Source organism: Streptomyces tubercidicus, from assembly GCF_027497495.1.
Classification (GTDB): domain Bacteria; phylum Actinomycetota; class Actinomycetes; order Streptomycetales; family Streptomycetaceae; genus Streptomyces; species Streptomyces tubercidicus.
This window is the reverse complement of the sequence record NZ_CP114205.1, coordinates 3,112,510-3,130,615: the sequence shown is the minus strand read 5'-3', so window position 1 is coordinate 3,130,615 and position 18,106 is coordinate 3,112,510. Positions and strand designations below refer to the sequence as shown.

At 71.1% G+C, this 18,106-nt stretch carries 17 protein-coding genes; 11 read left to right on the top strand and 6 right to left on the bottom strand.

The window, feature by feature from the left end; translation table 11 throughout:
* Positions 1-39: 39 nt before the first annotated feature.
* Entirely contained in the window at positions 40-846 is an 807-nt protein-coding gene (locus STRTU_RS13360; RefSeq protein WP_159743743.1) for a hypothetical protein, read from the bottom strand.
* A 215-nt stretch (positions 847-1,061) separates the two neighbouring features.
* Between STRTU_RS13360 and STRTU_RS13355 the strand changes: the two genes are divergently transcribed.
* The 9 genes from STRTU_RS13355 to STRTU_RS13315 all read left to right on the top strand — a co-directional run bounded on the left by STRTU_RS13355 (position 1,062) and on the right by STRTU_RS13315 (position 11,070).
* A complete protein-coding gene (locus tag STRTU_RS13355) occupies positions 1,062-2,564 on the top strand; it encodes an aldehyde dehydrogenase family protein (protein ID WP_159743742.1) in 1,503 nt (500 codons plus the stop codon).
* Between the two features lie 58 nt (positions 2,565-2,622).
* Positions 2,623-4,164 (top strand): GMC family oxidoreductase, encoded by a 1,542-nt coding sequence (locus STRTU_RS13350; protein WP_159743741.1) that lies wholly within the window; start codon positions 2,623-2,625, stop codon positions 4,162-4,164.
* Positions 4,164-5,297, top strand: coding sequence for a quaternary amine ABC transporter ATP-binding protein (locus tag STRTU_RS13345; protein WP_159743740.1), 1,134 nt, complete (start codon positions 4,164-4,166; stop codon positions 5,295-5,297). Before STRTU_RS13350 ends, STRTU_RS13345 begins: the two co-directional genes overlap by 1 nt.
* The gene (locus tag STRTU_RS13340; protein WP_167539142.1) at positions 5,297-5,467 is read left to right on the top strand and encodes a hypothetical protein; all 171 of its coding nucleotides are present in this window, start codon (positions 5,297-5,299) and stop codon (positions 5,465-5,467) included. Before STRTU_RS13345 ends, STRTU_RS13340 begins: the two co-directional genes overlap by 1 nt.
* Entirely contained in the window at positions 5,464-7,464 is a 2,001-nt protein-coding gene (locus STRTU_RS13335; RefSeq protein WP_371873590.1) for an ABC transporter permease, read from the top strand. Before STRTU_RS13340 ends, STRTU_RS13335 begins: the two co-directional genes overlap by 4 nt.
* A 2-nt stretch (positions 7,465-7,466) precedes the next feature.
* Positions 7,467-8,459, top strand: coding sequence for an ABC transporter substrate-binding protein (locus STRTU_RS13330; protein ID WP_159743739.1), 993 nt, complete (start codon positions 7,467-7,469; stop codon positions 8,457-8,459).
* Positions 8,460-8,684: 225 nt separating this feature from the next.
* Entirely contained in the window at positions 8,685-8,900 is a 216-nt protein-coding gene (locus STRTU_RS13325; RefSeq protein ID WP_159743738.1) for a hypothetical protein, read from the top strand.
* Between the two features lie 166 nt (positions 8,901-9,066).
* Positions 9,067-9,525 carry a hypothetical protein gene (locus STRTU_RS13320; RefSeq protein WP_159743737.1) on the top strand — a complete coding sequence of 153 codons (459 nt, stop codon included), beginning with the start codon at positions 9,067-9,069 and terminating at the stop codon, positions 9,523-9,525.
* Positions 9,526-9,909: 384 nt separating this feature from the next.
* Positions 9,910-11,070, top strand: coding sequence for a trypsin-like serine peptidase (locus STRTU_RS13315; protein ID WP_159743736.1), 1,161 nt, complete (start codon positions 9,910-9,912; stop codon positions 11,068-11,070).
* 73 nt (positions 11,071-11,143) lie between these two features.
* Here STRTU_RS13315 and STRTU_RS13310 read toward each other — a convergent pair whose 3' ends face one another.
* Together STRTU_RS13310 and pdxR (STRTU_RS13305) are read right to left on the bottom strand one after the other, a co-directional pair.
* Positions 11,144-12,307, bottom strand: coding sequence for a M20 metallopeptidase family protein (locus STRTU_RS13310; protein WP_371873589.1), 1,164 nt, complete (start codon positions 12,305-12,307; stop codon positions 11,144-11,146).
* 468 nt (positions 12,308-12,775) lie between these two features.
* Positions 12,776-14,209, bottom strand: coding sequence for a MocR-like pyridoxine biosynthesis transcription factor PdxR (gene pdxR, locus STRTU_RS13305; protein WP_159743735.1), 1,434 nt, complete (start codon positions 14,207-14,209; stop codon positions 12,776-12,778).
* A 46-nt stretch (positions 14,210-14,255) separates the two neighbouring features.
* Between pdxR (STRTU_RS13305) and STRTU_RS13300 the strand changes: the two genes are divergently transcribed.
* Positions 14,256-14,789: a carboxymuconolactone decarboxylase family protein gene (locus tag STRTU_RS13300; protein WP_159743734.1), complete on the top strand. Its 534-nt coding sequence runs from the start codon at positions 14,256-14,258 to the stop codon at positions 14,787-14,789.
* Between the two features lie 63 nt (positions 14,790-14,852).
* On the opposite strand, the gene STRTU_RS13295 is transcribed toward STRTU_RS13300, so the two are convergent.
* The 3 genes from STRTU_RS13295 to STRTU_RS13285 are packed head-to-tail and all read right to left on the bottom strand — an operon-like array spanning position 14,853 to position 16,596.
* The gene (locus STRTU_RS13295; RefSeq protein ID WP_159743733.1) at positions 14,853-15,605 is read right to left on the bottom strand and encodes an isocitrate lyase/PEP mutase family protein; all 753 of its coding nucleotides are present in this window, start codon (positions 15,603-15,605) and stop codon (positions 14,853-14,855) included.
* Complete coding sequence (locus tag STRTU_RS13290) at positions 15,602-16,081, bottom strand: carboxymuconolactone decarboxylase family protein (protein WP_159743732.1); 480 nt, start codon at positions 16,079-16,081, stop codon at positions 15,602-15,604. Before STRTU_RS13290 ends, STRTU_RS13295 begins: the two co-directional genes overlap by 4 nt.
* Positions 16,078-16,596 (bottom strand): carboxymuconolactone decarboxylase family protein, encoded by a 519-nt coding sequence (locus tag STRTU_RS13285; RefSeq protein ID WP_159743731.1) that lies wholly within the window; start codon positions 16,594-16,596, stop codon positions 16,078-16,080. Before STRTU_RS13285 ends, STRTU_RS13290 begins: the two co-directional genes overlap by 4 nt.
* A gap of 47 nt (positions 16,597-16,643) precedes the next feature.
* Between STRTU_RS13285 and pdxR (STRTU_RS13280) the strand changes: the two genes are divergently transcribed.
* A complete protein-coding gene (gene pdxR, locus STRTU_RS13280) occupies positions 16,644-18,056 on the top strand; it encodes a MocR-like pyridoxine biosynthesis transcription factor PdxR (RefSeq protein ID WP_159743730.1) in 1,413 nt (470 codons plus the stop codon).
* The last annotated feature ends 50 nt before the right edge of the window (positions 18,057-18,106 follow it).

Sequence of the window (18,106 nt, the reverse complement as noted above, 5' to 3'; positions counted from 1 at the left end):
TATGTACGAACGGTTACGTACCGCTACGGAGGGGTCGGGTCAGGCGCGCTGTGAGCCCTGTAGGCGGTCCTCCAGGGCCGAGATGTCGGCCGTATGGGCCGGGGTGGGGGTCTTGGTGGAGACCGGGGTGTCGTAGTTGCTCAGGAGGATGGTGCCGGTCTGGTGGTCGACCTCGGCGGTGAGTTTGACGGGGTAGTGCTTGCCGTTGATGGCTACGTAGAGGGTTTGGACGGCGCCCTGGGCCTTTTTGATGACGGGGAGGACGCGGGTGCCCTCGTGGGTGGTGGGGCGGCCCTTGGTGAGGGTGGGGGTGACGGAGGGGGAGGGGGCGCCGGAGGGTGGGTTTTCGGGGGGCACGGCGGTCTTCTGGAAGGCGGTGAGGTCGCAGGCCGTGGAGAGGTTGGCCAGGAAGGCGTTCTTGGTGGTGCCGTGCAGGAAGGTGTTCTTGTATTTCGCGGCGGCGTCGCGGCCCTCCGCGCCGGGCAGCTGGCTCTTCCAGAAGGTCGCGTCCGGCTTCATCCAGACCTGGTTCCCGCGTTTGATGAGCTCGACGCGGCCCAGTGAGCCCTTGCTGATGGCGCCGGTGCAGTTGCCGGCCCGGTCCAGGGTGAGGTCGAGTTTGGTGGGATCCGTACTGGTCTGGGTGCGCAAGCGCAGGGATTTCGCGGTGACCAGTTGGTGGAGGGAATCGTCGGAGATCTGCTGGGCGGATTTGTTGGCGAGGTCGCCCTCGCCGCCGTCCGGATCCCCGGCCGCCGCGGCGCCGGTGCAGGCGGCCCCGGCTATCAGGGCCGCACCGCAGGTCAGGGCCGCGGTGGCGGTGGCGGCACGCCGTCTGCTGGTCATCTGGGTACCTCCGGTCCCGAGGGAAAAGGCAGCCTGGGACATACGGCTATTCAGGGTACGTTCCGGGACATCCGGCCGCACATTCAGTGAGTCGAGTCACTTTCCATGAATGTTTGGGCATAGGTCTGCGGCTTCCGGGGAGGGGTCCACGTTGCTGGTGACGCCAGTGGTTGCACCAGTGAGTACGAGATCGGGTAACTGGAAGGCAGAACGACGTGTCGTCAATCGAGACCATTCACGTAGACGGGGTGTGGCTCCCGGCCGCATCCGGCGAAACGCGGGAGGTCCTCGACCCCGCCGACGCGACGACGCTCCAGCTGGTGTCCGAGGGGGGTGCCGAGGACGCCGACGCGGCGGTCGCGGCCGCCCGCCGGGCCTTCGACGCGGGTGACTGGTCCCGTACGCCCGTCGCCGAGCGCTCCGCGCTGCTCCGCCGGGTCGCCGACCTGCTCCAGCGCGACCGCGAGGAGATCGCCCTCATCGAGAGCCGGGACACCGGCAAGACGCTGGAAGAGGGCCGGGTCGACGTCGATGACGTCACCAACGCCTTCCGGTACTTCGCCGACCTGGTGATGAACGAGAGCGGCGGCCGGGTCGTCGACGCCGGTTCGCCCGATGTGCACAGCGTCATCGTGCACGAGCCGGTCGGTGTCTGCGCGCTCATCACGCCGTGGAACTACCCGCTGCTGCAGGCAAGTTGGAAGATCGCGCCGGCCATCGCGGCCGGCAACACTTTTGTGATCAAGCCCAGCGAGGTCACCCCGCTGTCGACCGTGCACCTGGTCAAGCTGCTGGTCGAGGCCGGGCTGCCGGCCGGGGTCGCCAACATCGTCACCGGTGCCGGGCTGCCGGTGGGCCAGCGGCTCGCCGAGCACCCGGATGTCGACCTGTTCTCCTTCACCGGTGGCCTGGTCAGCGGCACGAAGGCGGGCGCGGCCGCGGTCTCCGGGGCGAAGAAGATCGCGCTGGAGCTGGGCGGCAAGAACCCCAATGTGGTGTTCGCCGACGCGTGCGCGACGGAGGAAGGCTTCGACACCGCCGTCGACCAGGCGCTGAACGCCGCGTTCATCCACAGCGGGCAGGTCTGCTCGGCCGGTGCCCGGCTGATCATCGAGGAGTCGGTGCGCGACCGCTTCGTCTCCGAACTCGCCCGCCGCGCCGAGAAGATCAAGCTCGGCCGGGGCACCGAGGACGGTGTCGAGTGCGGTCCGCTGGTCTCCCAGCAGCAGCTCGACAAGGTCGAGGCGTATGTCGCCTCCGCGCTGGCCGAGGGTGCCCAGCTGCGCTGCGGCGGTGCCCGCCCCGAGCCGTCCGAGGTCCGCCCGGCCACCGGCTACTTCTACGCGCCGACCGTGCTCGACGGCTGCCACCGCGAGATGAAGGTGATCCGTGAGGAGACCTTCGGCCCGATCCTGACGGTGGAGACCTTCAGCACCGAGGACGAGGCCGTGGCGCTCGCCAACGACACCGAATACGGCCTGGCCGGTGCGGTCTTCTCCGCCGACACCGCGCGCGCCCGCCGGGTCGCCGCGCGACTGCGGCACGGCACGGTCTGGATCAACGACTACCACCCCTACCTCCCGCAGGCGGAGTGGGGCGGCTTCGGCAAGTCCGGCATCGGACGGGAATTGGGTCCCGCGGGTCTGGACGAGTACCGCGAGAGCAAGCACATTTACGAAAACCTCCGGCCGGAGCCGGTGCGCTGGTTCGCGGGCTGACACCCCCGCCTCCCTGGCACCACCCGCACCACGCACGTTGTAAGAAGGAGCACCCCCAATGCCTGTGTATGACTATGTCGTTGTCGGCGGCGGCACCGCCGGTTCCGTCATCGCCTCCCGCCTCACCGAAGACCCGGACATCACCGTCGCGGTCATCGAGGGCGGCCCGTCCGACATCGACCGCGAGGACGTGCTGACGCTGCGCAAGTGGCTCGGCCTGCTCGGCGGCGACCTCGACTACGAGTACACGACCACCGAGCAGCCGCGCGGCAACTCGCACATCCTGCACAGCCGCGCCAAGGTGCTCGGCGGGTGCTCCTCGCACAACACCCTGATCTCCTTCAAGCCGCTGCCGTCCGACTGGGACGAGTGGGCGGCGGCGGGCGCGGCCGGCTGGGGCGCCAAGGAGATGGACCCGTACTTCGGCAAGCTGCGCAACAACATCGTGCGGGTGGCGAAGAAGGACCAGAACCAGATCGCCGCCGACTGGATCGAGGCCACCAAGAGCGCCCTCGGCGTCCCCGAGGTCGTCGGCTTCAACGACAAGCCCTTCGACGAGGGCGTCGGCTTCTTCGACCTCTCCTACCACCCGGAGAACAACAAGCGGTCGTCGGCGTCGGTCGCGTATCTGCATCCGCACATGGAGGCCGGTGACCGGCCGAACCTCACGCTGATGCTGGAGACCTGGGCGCACAAGCTGGAGCTGGACGGCACCACCGCCAAGGGCGTCCACGTCCGCACGAAGGACGGCGAGGACGTTTACGTCGAGGCCGCCCGCGAGGTACTGGTCTGCGCCGGTGCCGTCGACACCCCGCGGCTGCTGATGCACTCCGGCATCGGGCCGAAGAAGGACCTGGAAGCGCTCGGCCTGCCCTGTGTGCTCGACCTGCCGGGCGTCGGCGAGAACCTGATCGACCACCCCGAGTCGGTGATCGTCTGGGAGACGAACGGACCGATCCCGGGCAACTCCGCGATGGACTCCGACGCGGGCCTCTTCGTCAAGCGGGACCCGGAGCACAAGGGCCCCGACCTGATGTTCCACTTCTACCAAATCCCGTTCACCGACAACCCCGAGCGGCTGGGCTACGAGCGCCCCGAGCACGGGGTGTCGATGACCCCGAACATCCCCAAGTCCCGCTCCCGCGGCCGTCTTTACCTCACCTCCGCGGACCCCGAGGTCAAGCCGGCCCTCGACTTCAAGTACTTCGAGGACGAGGACGACTACGACGGCCAGACCCTCGTCGACGGCGTCAAGCTGGCCCGCAAGATCGCCCAGGCCGAGCCGTTCGCCAAGTGGCTCAAGCGGGAGGTCTTCCCCGGCCCCGAGGTCACCGACGACGCGGAGATCGGTGAGCTGGTGCGCAAGGCGGCACACACCGTCTACCACCCGGCCGGCACCTGCAAGATGGGCGCCGCTGACGACCAACTCGCCGTCGTCGACCCCGAGTTGAAGATCCGTGGGCTGTCCGGCATCCGTATCGCCGACGCTTCCGTCTTCCCGACGATGCCGGCCGTCAACCCGATGCTGGGCGTGCTCATGGTGGGGGAGAAGTGCGCTGAACTGCTCCATAAGGCCCCGACCCAAGGAGGTGATGCGTGATGGCTACCACCTCCGCCGGCGCATCCGAGATACCCAACGCGCGTACGTCCAAGGACTCCTCGGCCACCGAGGCGTCCGACGGCCGTGAGGTCGTCTTCTCCGTCCGTAACCTCTGGAAGGTCTTCGGCCCCAAAGCCGAGCGCATCCCCGAGGACTCCTCCGTCACGGAGCTGAGCGCCCAGGAACTGCGCGAGAAGACCGGCTGTGTGGCCGCCGTCCGCGATGTCTCCTTCGACGTCCACAAGGGCGAGGTCTTCGTCGTCATGGGCCTGTCCGGCTCCGGCAAGTCCACCCTCGTGCGGTGTCTGACCCGGCTGATCGAGCCGACCAGCGGCGTACTGGAGATGGACGGCGAGGACGTCCGCGCCATGGACCGCACCACGCTGCGCGAACTGCGCCGCCGCCGCGCCGCCATGGTCTTCCAGCACTTCGGCCTGCTGCCGCACCGCACCGTCGTCGACAACGTCGCCTACGGCCTGGAGATCCAGGGCATGGGCAAGACGGAGCGCCGCGCCAAGGCCAACGAGATGGTCGAGAAGGTCGGCCTGGCCGGGATGGAGAAGCGCCGCCCCGGGCAGCTCTCCGGCGGTCAGCAGCAGCGCGTCGGCCTGGCCCGCGCGCTCGCCGTGGACCCCGAAGTCCTGCTCTTCGACGAGCCGTTCAGCGCGCTCGACCCGCTCATCCGGCGCGATATGCAGGAAGAGGTCTGCCGCCTGCACCAGGAGGAAGGCCGCACCATGGTCTTCATCACCCACGACCTCGCCGAGGCGCTGCGGGTCGGTGACCGGATCGCCCTGATGCGCGACGGGAAGATCGTCCAGGTCGGCACCCCCGAGGAGATCGTCGGCTCCCCGGCCGACGACTACGTCCGCGACTTCGTCCGGGACGTCCCGCGCGAGCAGGTGCTGACCGTGCGCCGCGCGATGCGCCCGGCCGAGGACGGCGAGGCCGACCAGGGCCCCGCGCTGAGCCCCGACACCCTGATCTCCGACGCCATCGAGGCCGTCGCCCGCTCCGGCGGCGCGGCCCGGGTCGTCGACGGCAAGCGCTGCCTGGGCATCGTCGACCACGCCTGTCTGCTCAACGTGGTCGCCCGGCTCGACAGCCCCCAGCAGGACGAGGTGGCTGCCTGATGTACACCGCGACCACCCGCGGCGGCGCGCTGCGCGCCGTCGGCTCCCGGGCTCCCGCCGCCACGCCCCGCGCCCGGCTGCGCGCCTCCTGGCTGCGCCACTGGCGCGAGGCCCAGCGCTGCGCCGCGATGAACGTGCCCACCGGCACCGTGAAGCGGGGGCGCGTGTGACTTTCTTCAGCACGCCCCCCATTTCGACGCGCCCGCTGAGCGATGCCAAACGGCCCGGCCCCCTGCGGGCGGTGCGGCAATTCCCCGCCCTGAGTAAGCTCCTGCTGCTCGTCCTCGCCGCGGCGGTCCTGGTGCCGCTGATCAACGCCCAGTGGCCCGGCGCCCTGTGGCCCTCGGCCCTCACCGTCGATGTCTCCGGCCCGCTCGGCAAGACCAGCGACTGGATCATCGACAACCGTGACAGCCACTGGCTGTTCGTCTACTTCCTCGGTCACCTCAGCAACGCCGTGGTGATCTCGGTACGCGCCGTCTACATGCTGCTGCTCGCGCTCGGCTGGACCGGTGTGACCGCCGGTATCACGCTGATCGCCTGGCGCGTCGCCGGTGTCCGCATCGCCGCCACCGCACTGATCTCCTTCCTGGTCAGCGGCCTGCTGGGGATGTGGGTCCCGACCATGCAGACCCTCGCCCTGATGGTCGTCGCGGTGGTCTTCTCGGTCCTCGTCGGCGCCGTGCTGGGCCTGGCCGGGGGCCTGTCGGAACGGCTCTTCCGGATTCTGCGCCCGGTCCTGGACACCATGCAGGTGCTGCCGGCCTTCGCCTATCTCCTGCCCGTCGTGCTGGTCTTCGGCATCGGCGTCCCCGCCGCGCTGCTGGCCACCGTCATCTACGCGGCTCCGCCGATGGCGCGGCTGACCGCGCTCGGTCTGCGCGGCGCCGACCCCGGCGTCCTGGAGGCGGTCTCCTCGCTCGGCGCCACCGGACGGCAGCGGCTGCTGACCGCCCGCCTGCCGCTGGCGCGTAAGGAACTCCTCCTCGGCGTCAACCAGTCGATCATGATGGCGCTGGGCATGGTCGTGATCGCCTCGATGATCGGCGCGGCCGGTCTCGGTGACCGCGTCTACCAGGCGCTCGCCTCGGTGGACGTCGGTGCCGCGCTCGCCGCCGCCATCCCGATCGTGCTGCTGGCCATCGTCATGGACCGCACCACCGCGGCGGCCGGTGCCCGGCTCGGCGCCGACACCGCCGCCATCGGCCCGAAGTGGCTGCGCGGCTGGCTGGCCTGGACCGGTATCGCCGTGGTCACCGCCGGGCTCGCACTGGCCGGCCGGCTGAGCGGTTCGCTGGTCTGGCCGGGTGCCTGGGCCGTGGACCTCGCCCGCCCCGTCAACGACTTCAAGGAGTGGATGGTCGACCACCTCTACTCCGGAGTCCCGGTCATCGGCGGCACCGCCGACTGGGCCGAGCACTTCACCAACTGGGTGCTCAACCCGCTGCGCGACGGCCTGACGGCGCTGCCCTGGTACGGCATGCTGCTCATCGTCGCCGCGCTGGCCTGGCTCATCGGCACCTGGCGCACCGCGCTGACCGCCGTCCTCGCGATGGCCGCCATCGGTGTGCTGGGCGTGTGGAAGCCGTCGATGAACACCCTCTCCCAGGTGATCGCCGCGCTGGTGGTGACCCTGGTGCTGGGCTTCGGCATCGGCATCCTCGCCGCCGGCAGCAAGCGTCTGGAGGCGATCCTGCGCCCGGTGCTGGACGTCATGCAGACCATGCCGCAGTTCGTCTACCTCATCCCGGTGGTCGCGCTGTTCGCCGTGGGCCGCGCCCCGGCCGCCGCCGCGGCCGTGGTCTACGCCCTGCCCGCCGTCATCCGCATCACCACCCAGGGCCTGCGCCAGGTGGACTCGTCGGCCATGGAGTCGGCCCGGTCCCTCGGTGCCACCCGCTGGCAGATCCTCCGCCAGGTCCAGCTCCCGCTGGCCCGGCCCGCGCTGCTGCTGGCCGTCAACCAGGGCGTGGTCCTGGTCCTCGCCGTCGTCATCATCGGCGGCCTGGTCGGCGGCGGTGCCCTCGGCTACGACGTCGTCACCGGCCTCGCCACCGGAGACCTGGCCCTCGGCCTGGTCGCGGGTGTGGCCATCGTGTGCCTGGGCCTGATGCTCGACCGGGTCACCCAGCCCACGGAACGCCGCACGACGGGGAAGGGAGTCTGACCATGTCCCGTAAGCGCACCACGATCATCGGGACGGCCGCGCTGGCCGGCACGGCGGTCCTCGCCCTCTCGCTGTCCTCCTGCGGCAAGGCCGACATGACCAAGCAGGCCTCGCCGTTCGCGGCGGCCAAGGGCTCCAAGTCGGTCACCCTGTCCGTCCAGACCTGGGTCGGCGCCCAGTCCAATGTCGGGGTCGCCAAGTACCTTCTCGAACACGAGATGGGCTACCACGTCGACACCGTCCAGGTGGACGAGATCCCCGCCTGGGACGCCCTCAGCCAGGGCCGGGTCGACGCGATCCTGGAGGACTGGGGCCACCCGGAGCAGGAGCAGCGGTACGTCAAGGACAAGAAGACGATCACGGCGGGCGGCGGCAACGGCGTCACCGGCCATATCGGCTGGTTCGTCCCCAAGTACTGGGCCGACAAGCACCCCGAGGTCAAGAGCTGGAAGAACCTCAACAAGTTCGCCAAGCAGCTCCGTACGTCGGAGAGCGGCAACAAGGGCCAGCTGATGGACGGTTCGCCGTCCTACGTCACCAATGACAAGGCGCTGGTGAAGAACCTCGGGCTGGATTACGAGGTGGTCTTCGCGGGCTCCGAGGCGGCGCAGATCACCCAGATCCAGCAGTTCGCCAAGCAGAAGAAGCCCTTCCTGACGTACTGGTACGAGCCGCAGTGGCTCTTCAATCAGGTGCCGATGGTGGAGGTCAAGCTCCCCAAGTACACCGATGCCTGTGCGGAGAAGGGCGCGAAGGACCCCAAGTCCATCGACTGCGCCTATCCGACGACGCCGCTCCAGAAGTACTTCAACACGGAATTCGCCAAGAAGGGCGGCAGCGCCGCGGCATTCCTGAAGAACTTCAAGTGGACCAAGGACGACCAGAACGAGGTCTCCGAGTCGATCGCCTCGGAGGGGCTGTCCGCCGACGAGGCGGCGAAGCGCTGGGTGGAGAAGCACCCGGAGGTCTGGAAGAAGTGGCTGCCCAAGAAGTAGCCGCCGCACGGTGAGCGCGGAACCCCGCGGGCAGTCGCACGAGGTGTGCGGCTGCCCGCGAGCGCGTTCCGGGACGGGGTCGGGCGCGTCGCGGCCGGGTCACCGTGACGGCGGCCGTGGCACCGGTGCCGTCCGCTACCCGTTCGGGTGGCGGCAGGCGAACCGCCGCACGGTACGGCCCCCGGCACAGCAGGCTGGGCAGCCGTCACCGACGAAAGGCCCGCCATGCCGCTGCCGCCGAAATGCCCCACCCCCGACTGCGACGCCTGGCTGTGGAAGGACACCGCCCACACCAACACCGACTGGGACAAATGGCGCTGGTGGTGCTGCCGCTGCCGCCAGCAGTGGTACCCCACGGCGGAGCAGCTCCAGGAATTCCGTTACGGGGCGGCGGGGCGGGCGGCGGCGGCGCAGCGGGATCCGCGGGTGGCGGGGCGGTAGGGGGCGGTAGGGGGCCGTAGGGGGACGAGGGCCGGGGGCGACTTTCGAGATTTCTCGAATCTTCTGTGCTGGCTGACATAGATGCGGTATCTCTTTCACTGAAGAAACCCACACGGGGTGGGTCCGGCTCCGGCCGGACCGCGAAGTGACCATGAAGGAGATACCTGTGCGCACACGGGGGATGAAGCTCGCAGCCGCCGCGGCTCTCGCGGCCGCAGCCGTCACGATTCCGGCAACCGCCGCTCCGGCGGCGGCAACCACGGCTCCGGCGGCAACGACGGCAGCGGCGGCGTCGGTCAAACTGTCCTGCTCCGGGAGCGGCGGCAAGGGCAGCGCCGCATGGAACTGGAAGAGCAAGAACGAGATCCGCTCCATCACCCTCCGGGGCAAGGACACCAAGTCCGACGGACGACACCCGGCCGTCCGGATCGTCTGGACCGACAAGCGGGGCCACCGCAGCGCGACCCCCTGGCGGCATGTCCGCAACGGCGAGACCCACTGGAGCACCCCGTCGATCTACGACCGGGACGGCATCAAGTACCTGGAAATCGGCGTGCGTAAGTACCGCGACAACAGCGTGGACCGCGACATCTGCGAGGCCGGCCGCCCGAACCCGCGCGGCTGAGGCTGTCCGCGGAGCGGCCGGGGCGGGGGACTGGCTGCTCCAGCAGAGCCTCAACAGAGCGGCCCGGCCTGCGGTGTGGCCGGGCCGCTCCGGTGTGTGGTGCGGCCGGGCCGCTCCGGCGTGTGCGGTTTCCGGTGAGCCATCTACTCCGCGTCGGCCGCCGTGAAGCGGCGCAGGGTGAGGCGGTCCGTGCGGAGTGGGGCCGGCGAAGGTGACATTGCGGTACGTCCTGTCCCATTGGGTGGCGGGTGGCCGGGACCTGGTTGCCAGGCGGGCTTGGCGTGACGGCATAGTAGGGCGCAACCCGATGAGGGACATGACAAAAAACGGCGGCAACGGCGCTGTGCGCGCGGCGCCGCCCCGTACCAGGGGGACTCCCGCGCCATGCCATCCATCCGCCGCTCCACCGCCGCGGCCGCCGCACTCGTCGCACTGCTCGCGGGCACCGTCACCGCCTGCGGCCCGGACGGCGACCAGGCCCTCGGAGGTGGGGCCGCCGACCAGAAGGGCCAGGCCGACGGGGGGCTCAAGCTCCCCAAGGGCGTGCCGACCAGCCTGGACGATCTGAAGGAGTGGAAGGACGGCGGCTGGCAGGACTGGGACAAGTGGGCCCGTGACGCAAAGGATTTCGCCAATCCGGTCATCAAGGACCACTGGAAGTCGGACCGGCTGGCCAAGGCGAAGACATCGCCGGAGATCGGCGTCAACGCCACCGGCACGGGAAGCGAGTTCGACGGTACGGACCCCGAACCGAAGCCGGTGACCGCCGAGCAGGTCGCGCGGCCGTACCACCAGCACATGGCCCCGGTCGGGAAGATCTTCTTCGACAGTCCGAAGGGCCCGATGGTCTGCTCCGGCACGATCGTCGAGGACCCGGCGCACCCGGGCAAGTCCAACCTGGTGTGGACCGCCGGACACTGTGTGCACTCCGGCAAGCGGGGCGGCTGGATGCGCAATGTCGTCTTCGTGCCGTCCTACAACGATAACGGCGTGCCGATGAACCAGGTGAACAGCACGCCCGCCCAGCAGGTCACCCCGTACGGCCGGTTCTGGGCCGACTGGATCACCACGTCCGGTGAGTGGATCAAGATGGGCGACGAGGCGACCGGCAACGGCGGCTCCGCGTACGACTTCGCCGTGCTGCACGTCAAGCCGGAGAACGGCAGCGGCAAGTCGCTCCAGGAGACCGTCGGCAACGCCGCCCGGGTCTGGTTCAACGCCCCCGCCGCGAACCAGCTCAGCTCCCTGGACGCCTTCGGCTACCCGGCAGCCCCGCCCTACGACGGCGCGCGCATGATGAACTGCCCGGCGCGCCCCGGCCGCCTCGTCATGCAGCAGGGCACGCCCGCCATGAACCGCATCGGCTGCACCATGACCGGCGGCACCTCCGGCGGCGGCTGGTTCGTCAACCGCGGCGGCCAACTGACCCTGGTCTCCAACACCTCCATCAGCTCCAACTCCCACACCTGGCTCGCCGGCCCGCACCTGGGCCCTGAGGCCCAGCGGGTGTTCGCGGACATCAGCGCGAAGTTCGCGAAGCAGTAGCGGGAAGCAGTGGCGGACCTGCGGGGGTGGACTCTCGCGGGGCGGGCTCCTGGGGCGGACTCGCGGGGGCGCGCTACGCACTGTGGGTCCGCTCCGCGATCCAGCCGGTCATGGCCCGTATCCCGATGCCGATGGCCTGCTCGTCCGGGGTGAAGTCGGGGTAGTGCGGATAGCTGGTGGTGACGGGTGCGCCGGGGGCGCGGACGCCCAGGAAGGTAAAGGTGCCGGGGACGCGGTCCAGGTAGAGGGCGAAGTCCTCGCCGCTGAAAGGCGGGAAGGCGGCATGGAGTTCGGTCACCGCGTCCCGGCCCGTGGTGCGGCGCAGGTGGTGGGCGAGCCTGCGGGCGTCGCGTTCCGGGCAGACCATGGCCGGGAAGGGCTCGGCGGGGAAGTTCACCCCGGCGCCTGTCGCCGTCGCCCCGGACCCCGCGCAGGAGCCGGCCAGTCGGCGGATGTCCTCGCGGACCTCCCGGTACCGCTCCTGTGGCCAGCAGCGGTAGGACACACTCACCGTGGCTTCCTCCGCGACGGCCCGGACCGCCACGAAGCGGGCCAGCGGCCCGTTGGGCGTCTGGGCGTCGGTGAGCAACTGCTCGATGTCGGCCGGGGTCTGCGGCTCGCGCAGCGTGGCGAGTGCGCCGATCCGGGCGGCCAGTCGCCGGGCGGCAGCGGGCGCGTCCGGCCCGCGGAGAGTCACCCGCGCCTTGTCCTGGCCGGGCAGCCCGTAGCCCGGAGTCACCGCGAACCGGCCCACGGGGAACGGTCCGCAGTGCAGCGCGTGGATCTCCGCAACGCCCGTGCGCTCCAGTACGCCCGTGTCGATCAGCGCGCGGGCCCCGGACAGGGTCTCTTCGGCCGGCTGGAAGAGGAACACCACCGTTCCGCTCAGTTGGTGCCGCAGCCGCGCCAGGACCCGCGCGACGCCGAGGGCCACCGTGGTGTGGATGTCATGCCCGCAGAGATGGGCCGCCTCAGGGCCGCCCCCGACGATGCCGGTGGGCGGCACCGCGTCCATGTTCGCCCGGTACGCCACCGTCCGGCCCCGGTACGCGCCCCGCAGGACGCCGACGACGCCATGGCCGCCCACCCCGGTGGTGACGGTCAGCCCGGCCGCCCGTAGCTCACGGGCCACCACACCGGCGGTGCGCCGCTCCTGCCCCGGCAGCTCGGGGTGCCGGTGGAGATCCCGCCGCAGCTCGATCAGCCCGCGCTGCAGACGCGCCACCTCGGCGTCCACCGCACCTTGGGTCAAAGGATCTTGCCCTAACGGCCGTTGCACCAACTGCCTTTGCCCCGTCGCCCCTTGCCCCATCGCGCCGTGCGCCACCGGCTGCCGCCACCCGTCGGCCGCGGCCCTCCCCGCCGTTCCCGCCGTCACCATGCCCGTACCGGCTGCCGCCGCGCCGGCCAGCAGCGTGCGGCGCGCAAGAGCATGCTCCACGAGATGCTTCACGGTTCCCCCTATCGTGATCTTTCAAGCGGTCTTCCGGGGCCTTCAGTCAGGAAGTCGGACCTCGACACGGCACGTGGCGCCCTTGCCGGGGCGGTCGAGCGGAAAACCCCTGACCGTTGCCTCGGTCCTTCCACGATCGCCGCACACGGCCGCCGTTGACCATGCGGCGGGCCACACAGCTGGGGTGGGGAAAACCCCAGTGCGATGCGGGGGCCGCCACGAGAGCCGGCCCGTGACCCCGGCCGACGGCTCCTACCCCATGGGCGGCAGCGCCCGGCACAGTGCCTCCAGGGCGGCGGGGAAGGCGCTGTCGCTGGGGGTCGCATAGCCGACGACCAGGCCGTGGCGGGGGGCCATGATGGCCTCGGGGTGGCGGTAGTCGGAGAGGCCGTCGAGGGCCAGGCCCTGCCAGCGGGCGGCGCGCAGGGCCGCTTGTTCGTCCGACTCGCCCGAGCCGTCGGGGAGTTGGAGGACGGCGTGCAGACCGGCGGCGATACCGGTGACGGTGAGGTGCGGAGCATGGCAGGTCACCGCGTCGATCAGCTGGTCGCGGCGTCTGCGGTAGCGCTGGCGCATCCGGCGGATGTGCCGGTCGTAGGCGCCGTGGGTGAGGAACTCGGCGAGGGTGAGCTGGTCGGTGACGCCCGCCCATGCCTCACGTTCGCCCTTGGCCGCCAGTACGGCGTCGACGAGGCGGTCGGGCAGCACCATCCAGCCCAGCCGCACCGCGGGGGAGAGGCTCTTGCTGACCGAGCCGATGTGCAGGACGCGTTCCGGATCCAGGCCCTGGAGGGCGCCGACGGGCTTGCGGTCGTAGCGGAATTCGCCGTCGTAGTCGTCTTCCAGGATGTAACGCCCGTTCTCCCTGGCCCAGTTGATGACCGCCGCGCGACGGTCGGGGTGCAGGGGGACGCCGAGCGGGAACTGATGGGCGGGGGTGAGCAGGACCGCCGCCACCTCCCTGGCTGCCGTCAACTCCAACTCCGTACTGACGGCGCCGTGTTCGTCAATGCCGAGGGGGTGGGTGCGGACGCCGGCCGTGGCCAGGAGGCCACGGTGGAAGGGGAGGCCGTAGGACTCGACGGCAAGGGGGCCGGGGAGAACGGCGGGCAGCAGCAGGCGCAGCGCGTGGGCGAAGCCGGAGCAGATCACGATGCGTTCGGGGTCGGTGCGTACGCCACGGGTGCGCGCCAGGTAGTCGGCGAGGGCGCGACGCAGTTCGGGGCGGCCACGTGGGTCGCCGGGTCCGAACGCATCGTGTGGCGCGGCGGTCAGCGCACGGCGGGCGGCGGCGAGCCAGGCGGTGCGCGGGAAGGACGCGGCGTCCGGCTGCCCCTGGAGCAGGTTGTGCGTGGGGCGGCTCACGGGGGCGCGGTGAGCCGGGGCCCGGGTGGGCGTCAGCGGCTTCGCGCGGTGGGCGACGCGGGTACCGGAGCCCTGCCGCGCGCTGAGCCAGCCCTCGGCGACGAGTTCGGCGTAGGCGTCGGCGACGGTGTTACGGGCGATGCCGAGGTCCACGGCGAGCGAGCGGTAGGGCGGCAGCCGGGTGCCGGGGGCGAGCCGTCCGGACCGTATCGAGTCCCGCAGCGCCCGGATGAGGACGGCGCGGCGGCTGCCGGGCCCGGTCAGCTCCAGATGCAGATCGGCGCCCAGACTCTCGGCAGGATTGACCCATGATTCCGGCATGGAAATGCACCCTACAGCCGGTCGCCTGCTCTTCTAGATTCAAGGCATGACGAATGAAGCGCAGGTCAAGGAAGCACAGTTCAACCAGGCGGAGCAGGGCGAAGCGAGCGAGGTGAAGGGCGCGGCCGGTGGTGTGCGTCGGATCAACTTCGCCAAGGCGGCGCCGAAGGCGTTCAAGGCCCTGATCGGGTTCGACGCGGCGGCACGTGAGGGGCTCGATCCGGCCCTGGTGGAACTGGTCCAGATCCGTTCCTCGCAGCTCAACAAGTGCGCGTACTGCCTGCATATGCACACCACCGACGCCCGCAAGGCCGGTGAGAGCGAGGAACGTCTGCACATGGTCGCCGTCTGGGAGGAGGCCGCGCACTTCTTCACTCCGAAGGAGCGGGCGGCCCTCGCCCTCACCGAGGCCGTGACCCTGGTGGCGCAGGGTGGCGTACCGGATGAGGTCTACCGGCGCGCGGCCGCCCACTTCGACGAGCCGGAGTTGGCCCGTCTGCTGGCCCTGATCTTCACCATCAACACCTGGAACCGGCTGGCCCTCAGCACGGGGAAGGTGGCGGGGACGGACGAGCGGTAGAAGTGGGCAGGGAGTGGGGCCGGGCACGGGGTGTACATGGGCCGGCCCCCGCCCAAGGGACTCTCAGGGCCTCAGCCCCCCCGCTGCCGCCCCTCGCAGCTCCTCCCGCACCCGCTCCGCCATCCCCGTCAACGCCGCCATCGCCTGCCGCTGCAGTCCCGGGCCGAAGGTGACCCTGGCCGCGCCCAGGGCGCCGAGTTCGCGGGGTGTGGGACCGTCCGCGGTCACCACGGCGTTGAGCGGGAGGCCGATGGCGGTGGCCAGTTCGGCCAGGAGGGGCGGTGGCGCCAGGATGGGGTAGACGCAGTCGGCGCCCGCCGCGGCGTAGAGGCGGCCGCGGCGGACCGTCTCGTCGCTGTCCGGGACGCCGCGCAGGTAGGTGTCGATCCGGGCGTTGATCACCAGGGCGTCGCCTGCCTCGGCGCGGACCTCGGCCAGCCAGTCGGCCTGCTGGTGTGCGTCCCGTAGTTGGCCGGTGGTGTGGTCGGTGTCCTCCAGGTTGCAGCCCACCGCCCCGGCGTCCGCGAGCCGGCCGACCAACTCCCGGGCGGACAGGCCGTATCCGGCTTCCACGTCCGCCGAGACCGGGATGTCGACGGCGCGGGCGATGCGCGCGACGGCGGCGAACATCTCGTCCGGCGGGGTCGCGCCGTCCTCGTAGCCGAGGGAGGCCGCGACGCCCGCGCTGGGGGTGGCCAGTGCCGGGAAGCCGGCGTCGGCGAAGACCCTGGCGCTGGCGGCGTCCCAGGGGCCGGGCAGGACCAGCGGCAGGCCGGGGCCGTGGTGGAGGGCGCGCAGTGCGGCGGCGGCCGTCATGAGGCACCGCCGATCGGGGTCAGCGCTGCCCCCACCGGTACCCGGGCCGCCACATTGATCCGGTTCCAGGAGTTGATGGCGGTGATCAGCGCGATGAGGCGGACGATTTCGGTGTCGTCGAAGTGGGCCGCTGCGCGCTCGTAGACCTCGTCCGATACGCCACCCCGGGCCACCAGGGTCACGGCCTCGGTGAGGGCGAGGGCGGCCCGTTCCTTGTCGCTGTAGTGGTCCGCGGCTTCCTCCCAGGCGCTGAGGAGGGCGATCCGCTCGTCGGTCTCCCCGGCCTTGCGGGCGTCCGTGACATGCATATCGAGGCAGAAGGCGCAGTGGTTGAGCTGTGAGGCCCGGATGAGGAGGAGCTCGACCAGAGTCGGGTCGAGGTCTTTCTTGGCGGCCCGGGTCAGTGCCAGCAGCGGGTCGTGGATGCCGGGCGCGAGCCGGTAGAAGGGGAGCCGCGCGGTCTCGGTCGCGATCATGCCTGCCCCGGGGTCATGCGGGTGGCGACGCCGAAGCGGTTCCAGGCGTTGATGGTGGTGATCAGGGCGATGAGCTGGGCGAGTTCGGTGTCGTCGAAGTGGGCCGCGGCGCGGTCGTAGACGGCGTCCGGGACGAAGCCGTCGGTGAGGAGGGTGACCGCCTCGGTGAGGGCGAGGGCGGCCTGCTCCTTTTCGGTGTAGTGGCCGGCGGCCTCCTCCCAGGCGTTGAGGAGGTAGACGCGCTGCTCGGTCTCGCCGGCCTTGCGGGCGTCCGTGATGTGCATATCGATGCAGAAGGCGCAGTGGTTGAGCTGCGACGCCCGGATCTTGACCAGCTCGACCAGCGTCGGGTCGAGGCCCTGCTTCGCCGCCGCATCCAGCGCGATCATGGCCTTGTAGACGTCCGGCGCGAGTTTCGCCCAGTGCAGCCGGGGGCCGTGCCGGTGCGCCGCGCCCCCCGCCGTCCCGGAGGCCGTGGCCGGTGTCGTCGTCTGTGCTGTCGGTGTGGTCGTCATGGCTACGACGCTACGGCGGCAATGGCGCAGCTGTATGGTCCACTTACATGGGGAATTCCTGGGCCACTTTCGGTCGCGATCTGCACCTCGACCTCACCGGGCCCGGCGGGCTGCGGGCCGCGCTGCTGCACGCCCTGCGGGACGCCGTACGGTCCGGCCGGCTGACCCCCGGCACCCGGCTGCCGTCCTCCCGCTCGCTCGCCGCCGACCTCGGCATCGCCCGCAACACCGTCGCCGACGCCTACGCCGAACTCGTCGCCGAGGGCTGGCTCAGCGCACGGCAGGGCTCCGGCACCCGCGTGGCGGAGCGGGTCCTGCCGCGCGCCACGCCCGCCTCGCGGCGCACCACGGGTCCGGCCGGCCACCCCGACCGGCCGCGCCTCGACCTCACCCCGGGCACCCCCGATGTCTCCGCCTTCCCCCGCACCGCCTGGCTCGCCGCCGCCCGCCGCGCCCTGACCGCCGCCCCCAGCGAGGCCTTCGGCTACGGCACCCCGCGCGGCCGCCCCGAACTCCGCACCGTCCTCGCCGACTACCTCGCCCGCGCCCGTGGCGTACGCGCCGACCCCGACCGCATCGTGATCTGCACCGGTTTCATGCAGGGGCTGGCACTGCTCAGCCGGGCGCTGGGCACCGGGCGGCTGGCCACCGAGGCGTACGGCCTCCGCTTCCACCGGGACGTGATCGAACGCGCCGGTCTGCGCACCGTGCCCCTCGGCGTCGATGAACACGGCGCCCGTACCGAGGAGCTGTCCGCCCTCGACGACCTGCGGGCCGCCCTCCTCACCCCCGCCCACCAGTTCCCCACCGGCGTGCCGCTGCACCCCGACCGCCGTGCCGCCGCCGTCAACTGGGCACGCGCCAACGGTGGTTACGTCCTGGAGGACGACTACGACGGGGAGTTCCGCTACGACCGCCAGCCGGTCGGCGCGCTCCAGGGGCTGGACCCCGACCACGTGGTGTACCTGGGCACCGCGAGCAAGAGTCTGGCCCCCGCACTGCGGCTGGCCTGGATGGTGCTGCCGGACCGCCTCGTCGACCCGCTGCTCGCCGTCAAGCGCACCGGCGAATGGCAGTCCGGGCAGCTGGAGCAGCTCACCCTCGCCGAGTTCATCTCCTCGGGCGCCTACGACCGGCATCTGCGCGGGATGCGGCTGCGCTACCGGCGCCGCCGCGACCAGTTGGTGGCCGCCCTGGCCGACCGCGCGCCCCACGTCCATGTCTCCGGCATCGCCGCCGGACTCCACGCCGTACTGGAACTCCCGCCCGGCACCGAGCAGTCCATCGTCCAGGCCGCCCGCTGGCAGGGCCTCGCTCTGGAGGGCCTCAGCAGCTTCCACGATCCCGCCGCCCCAACGGCCATTCGTGACGCTCTGGTCGTGGCCTACGGCACCCCGCCCGACCATTCCTTCGCGGGCGTCCTGGACGCGCTGCTCAGGGCGCTGCCGCCGGGGGAGTGACGGACGGCCGTGCACCGGCGCCCGCTTCCGGTGAGCGGGCTCGCGGCCGG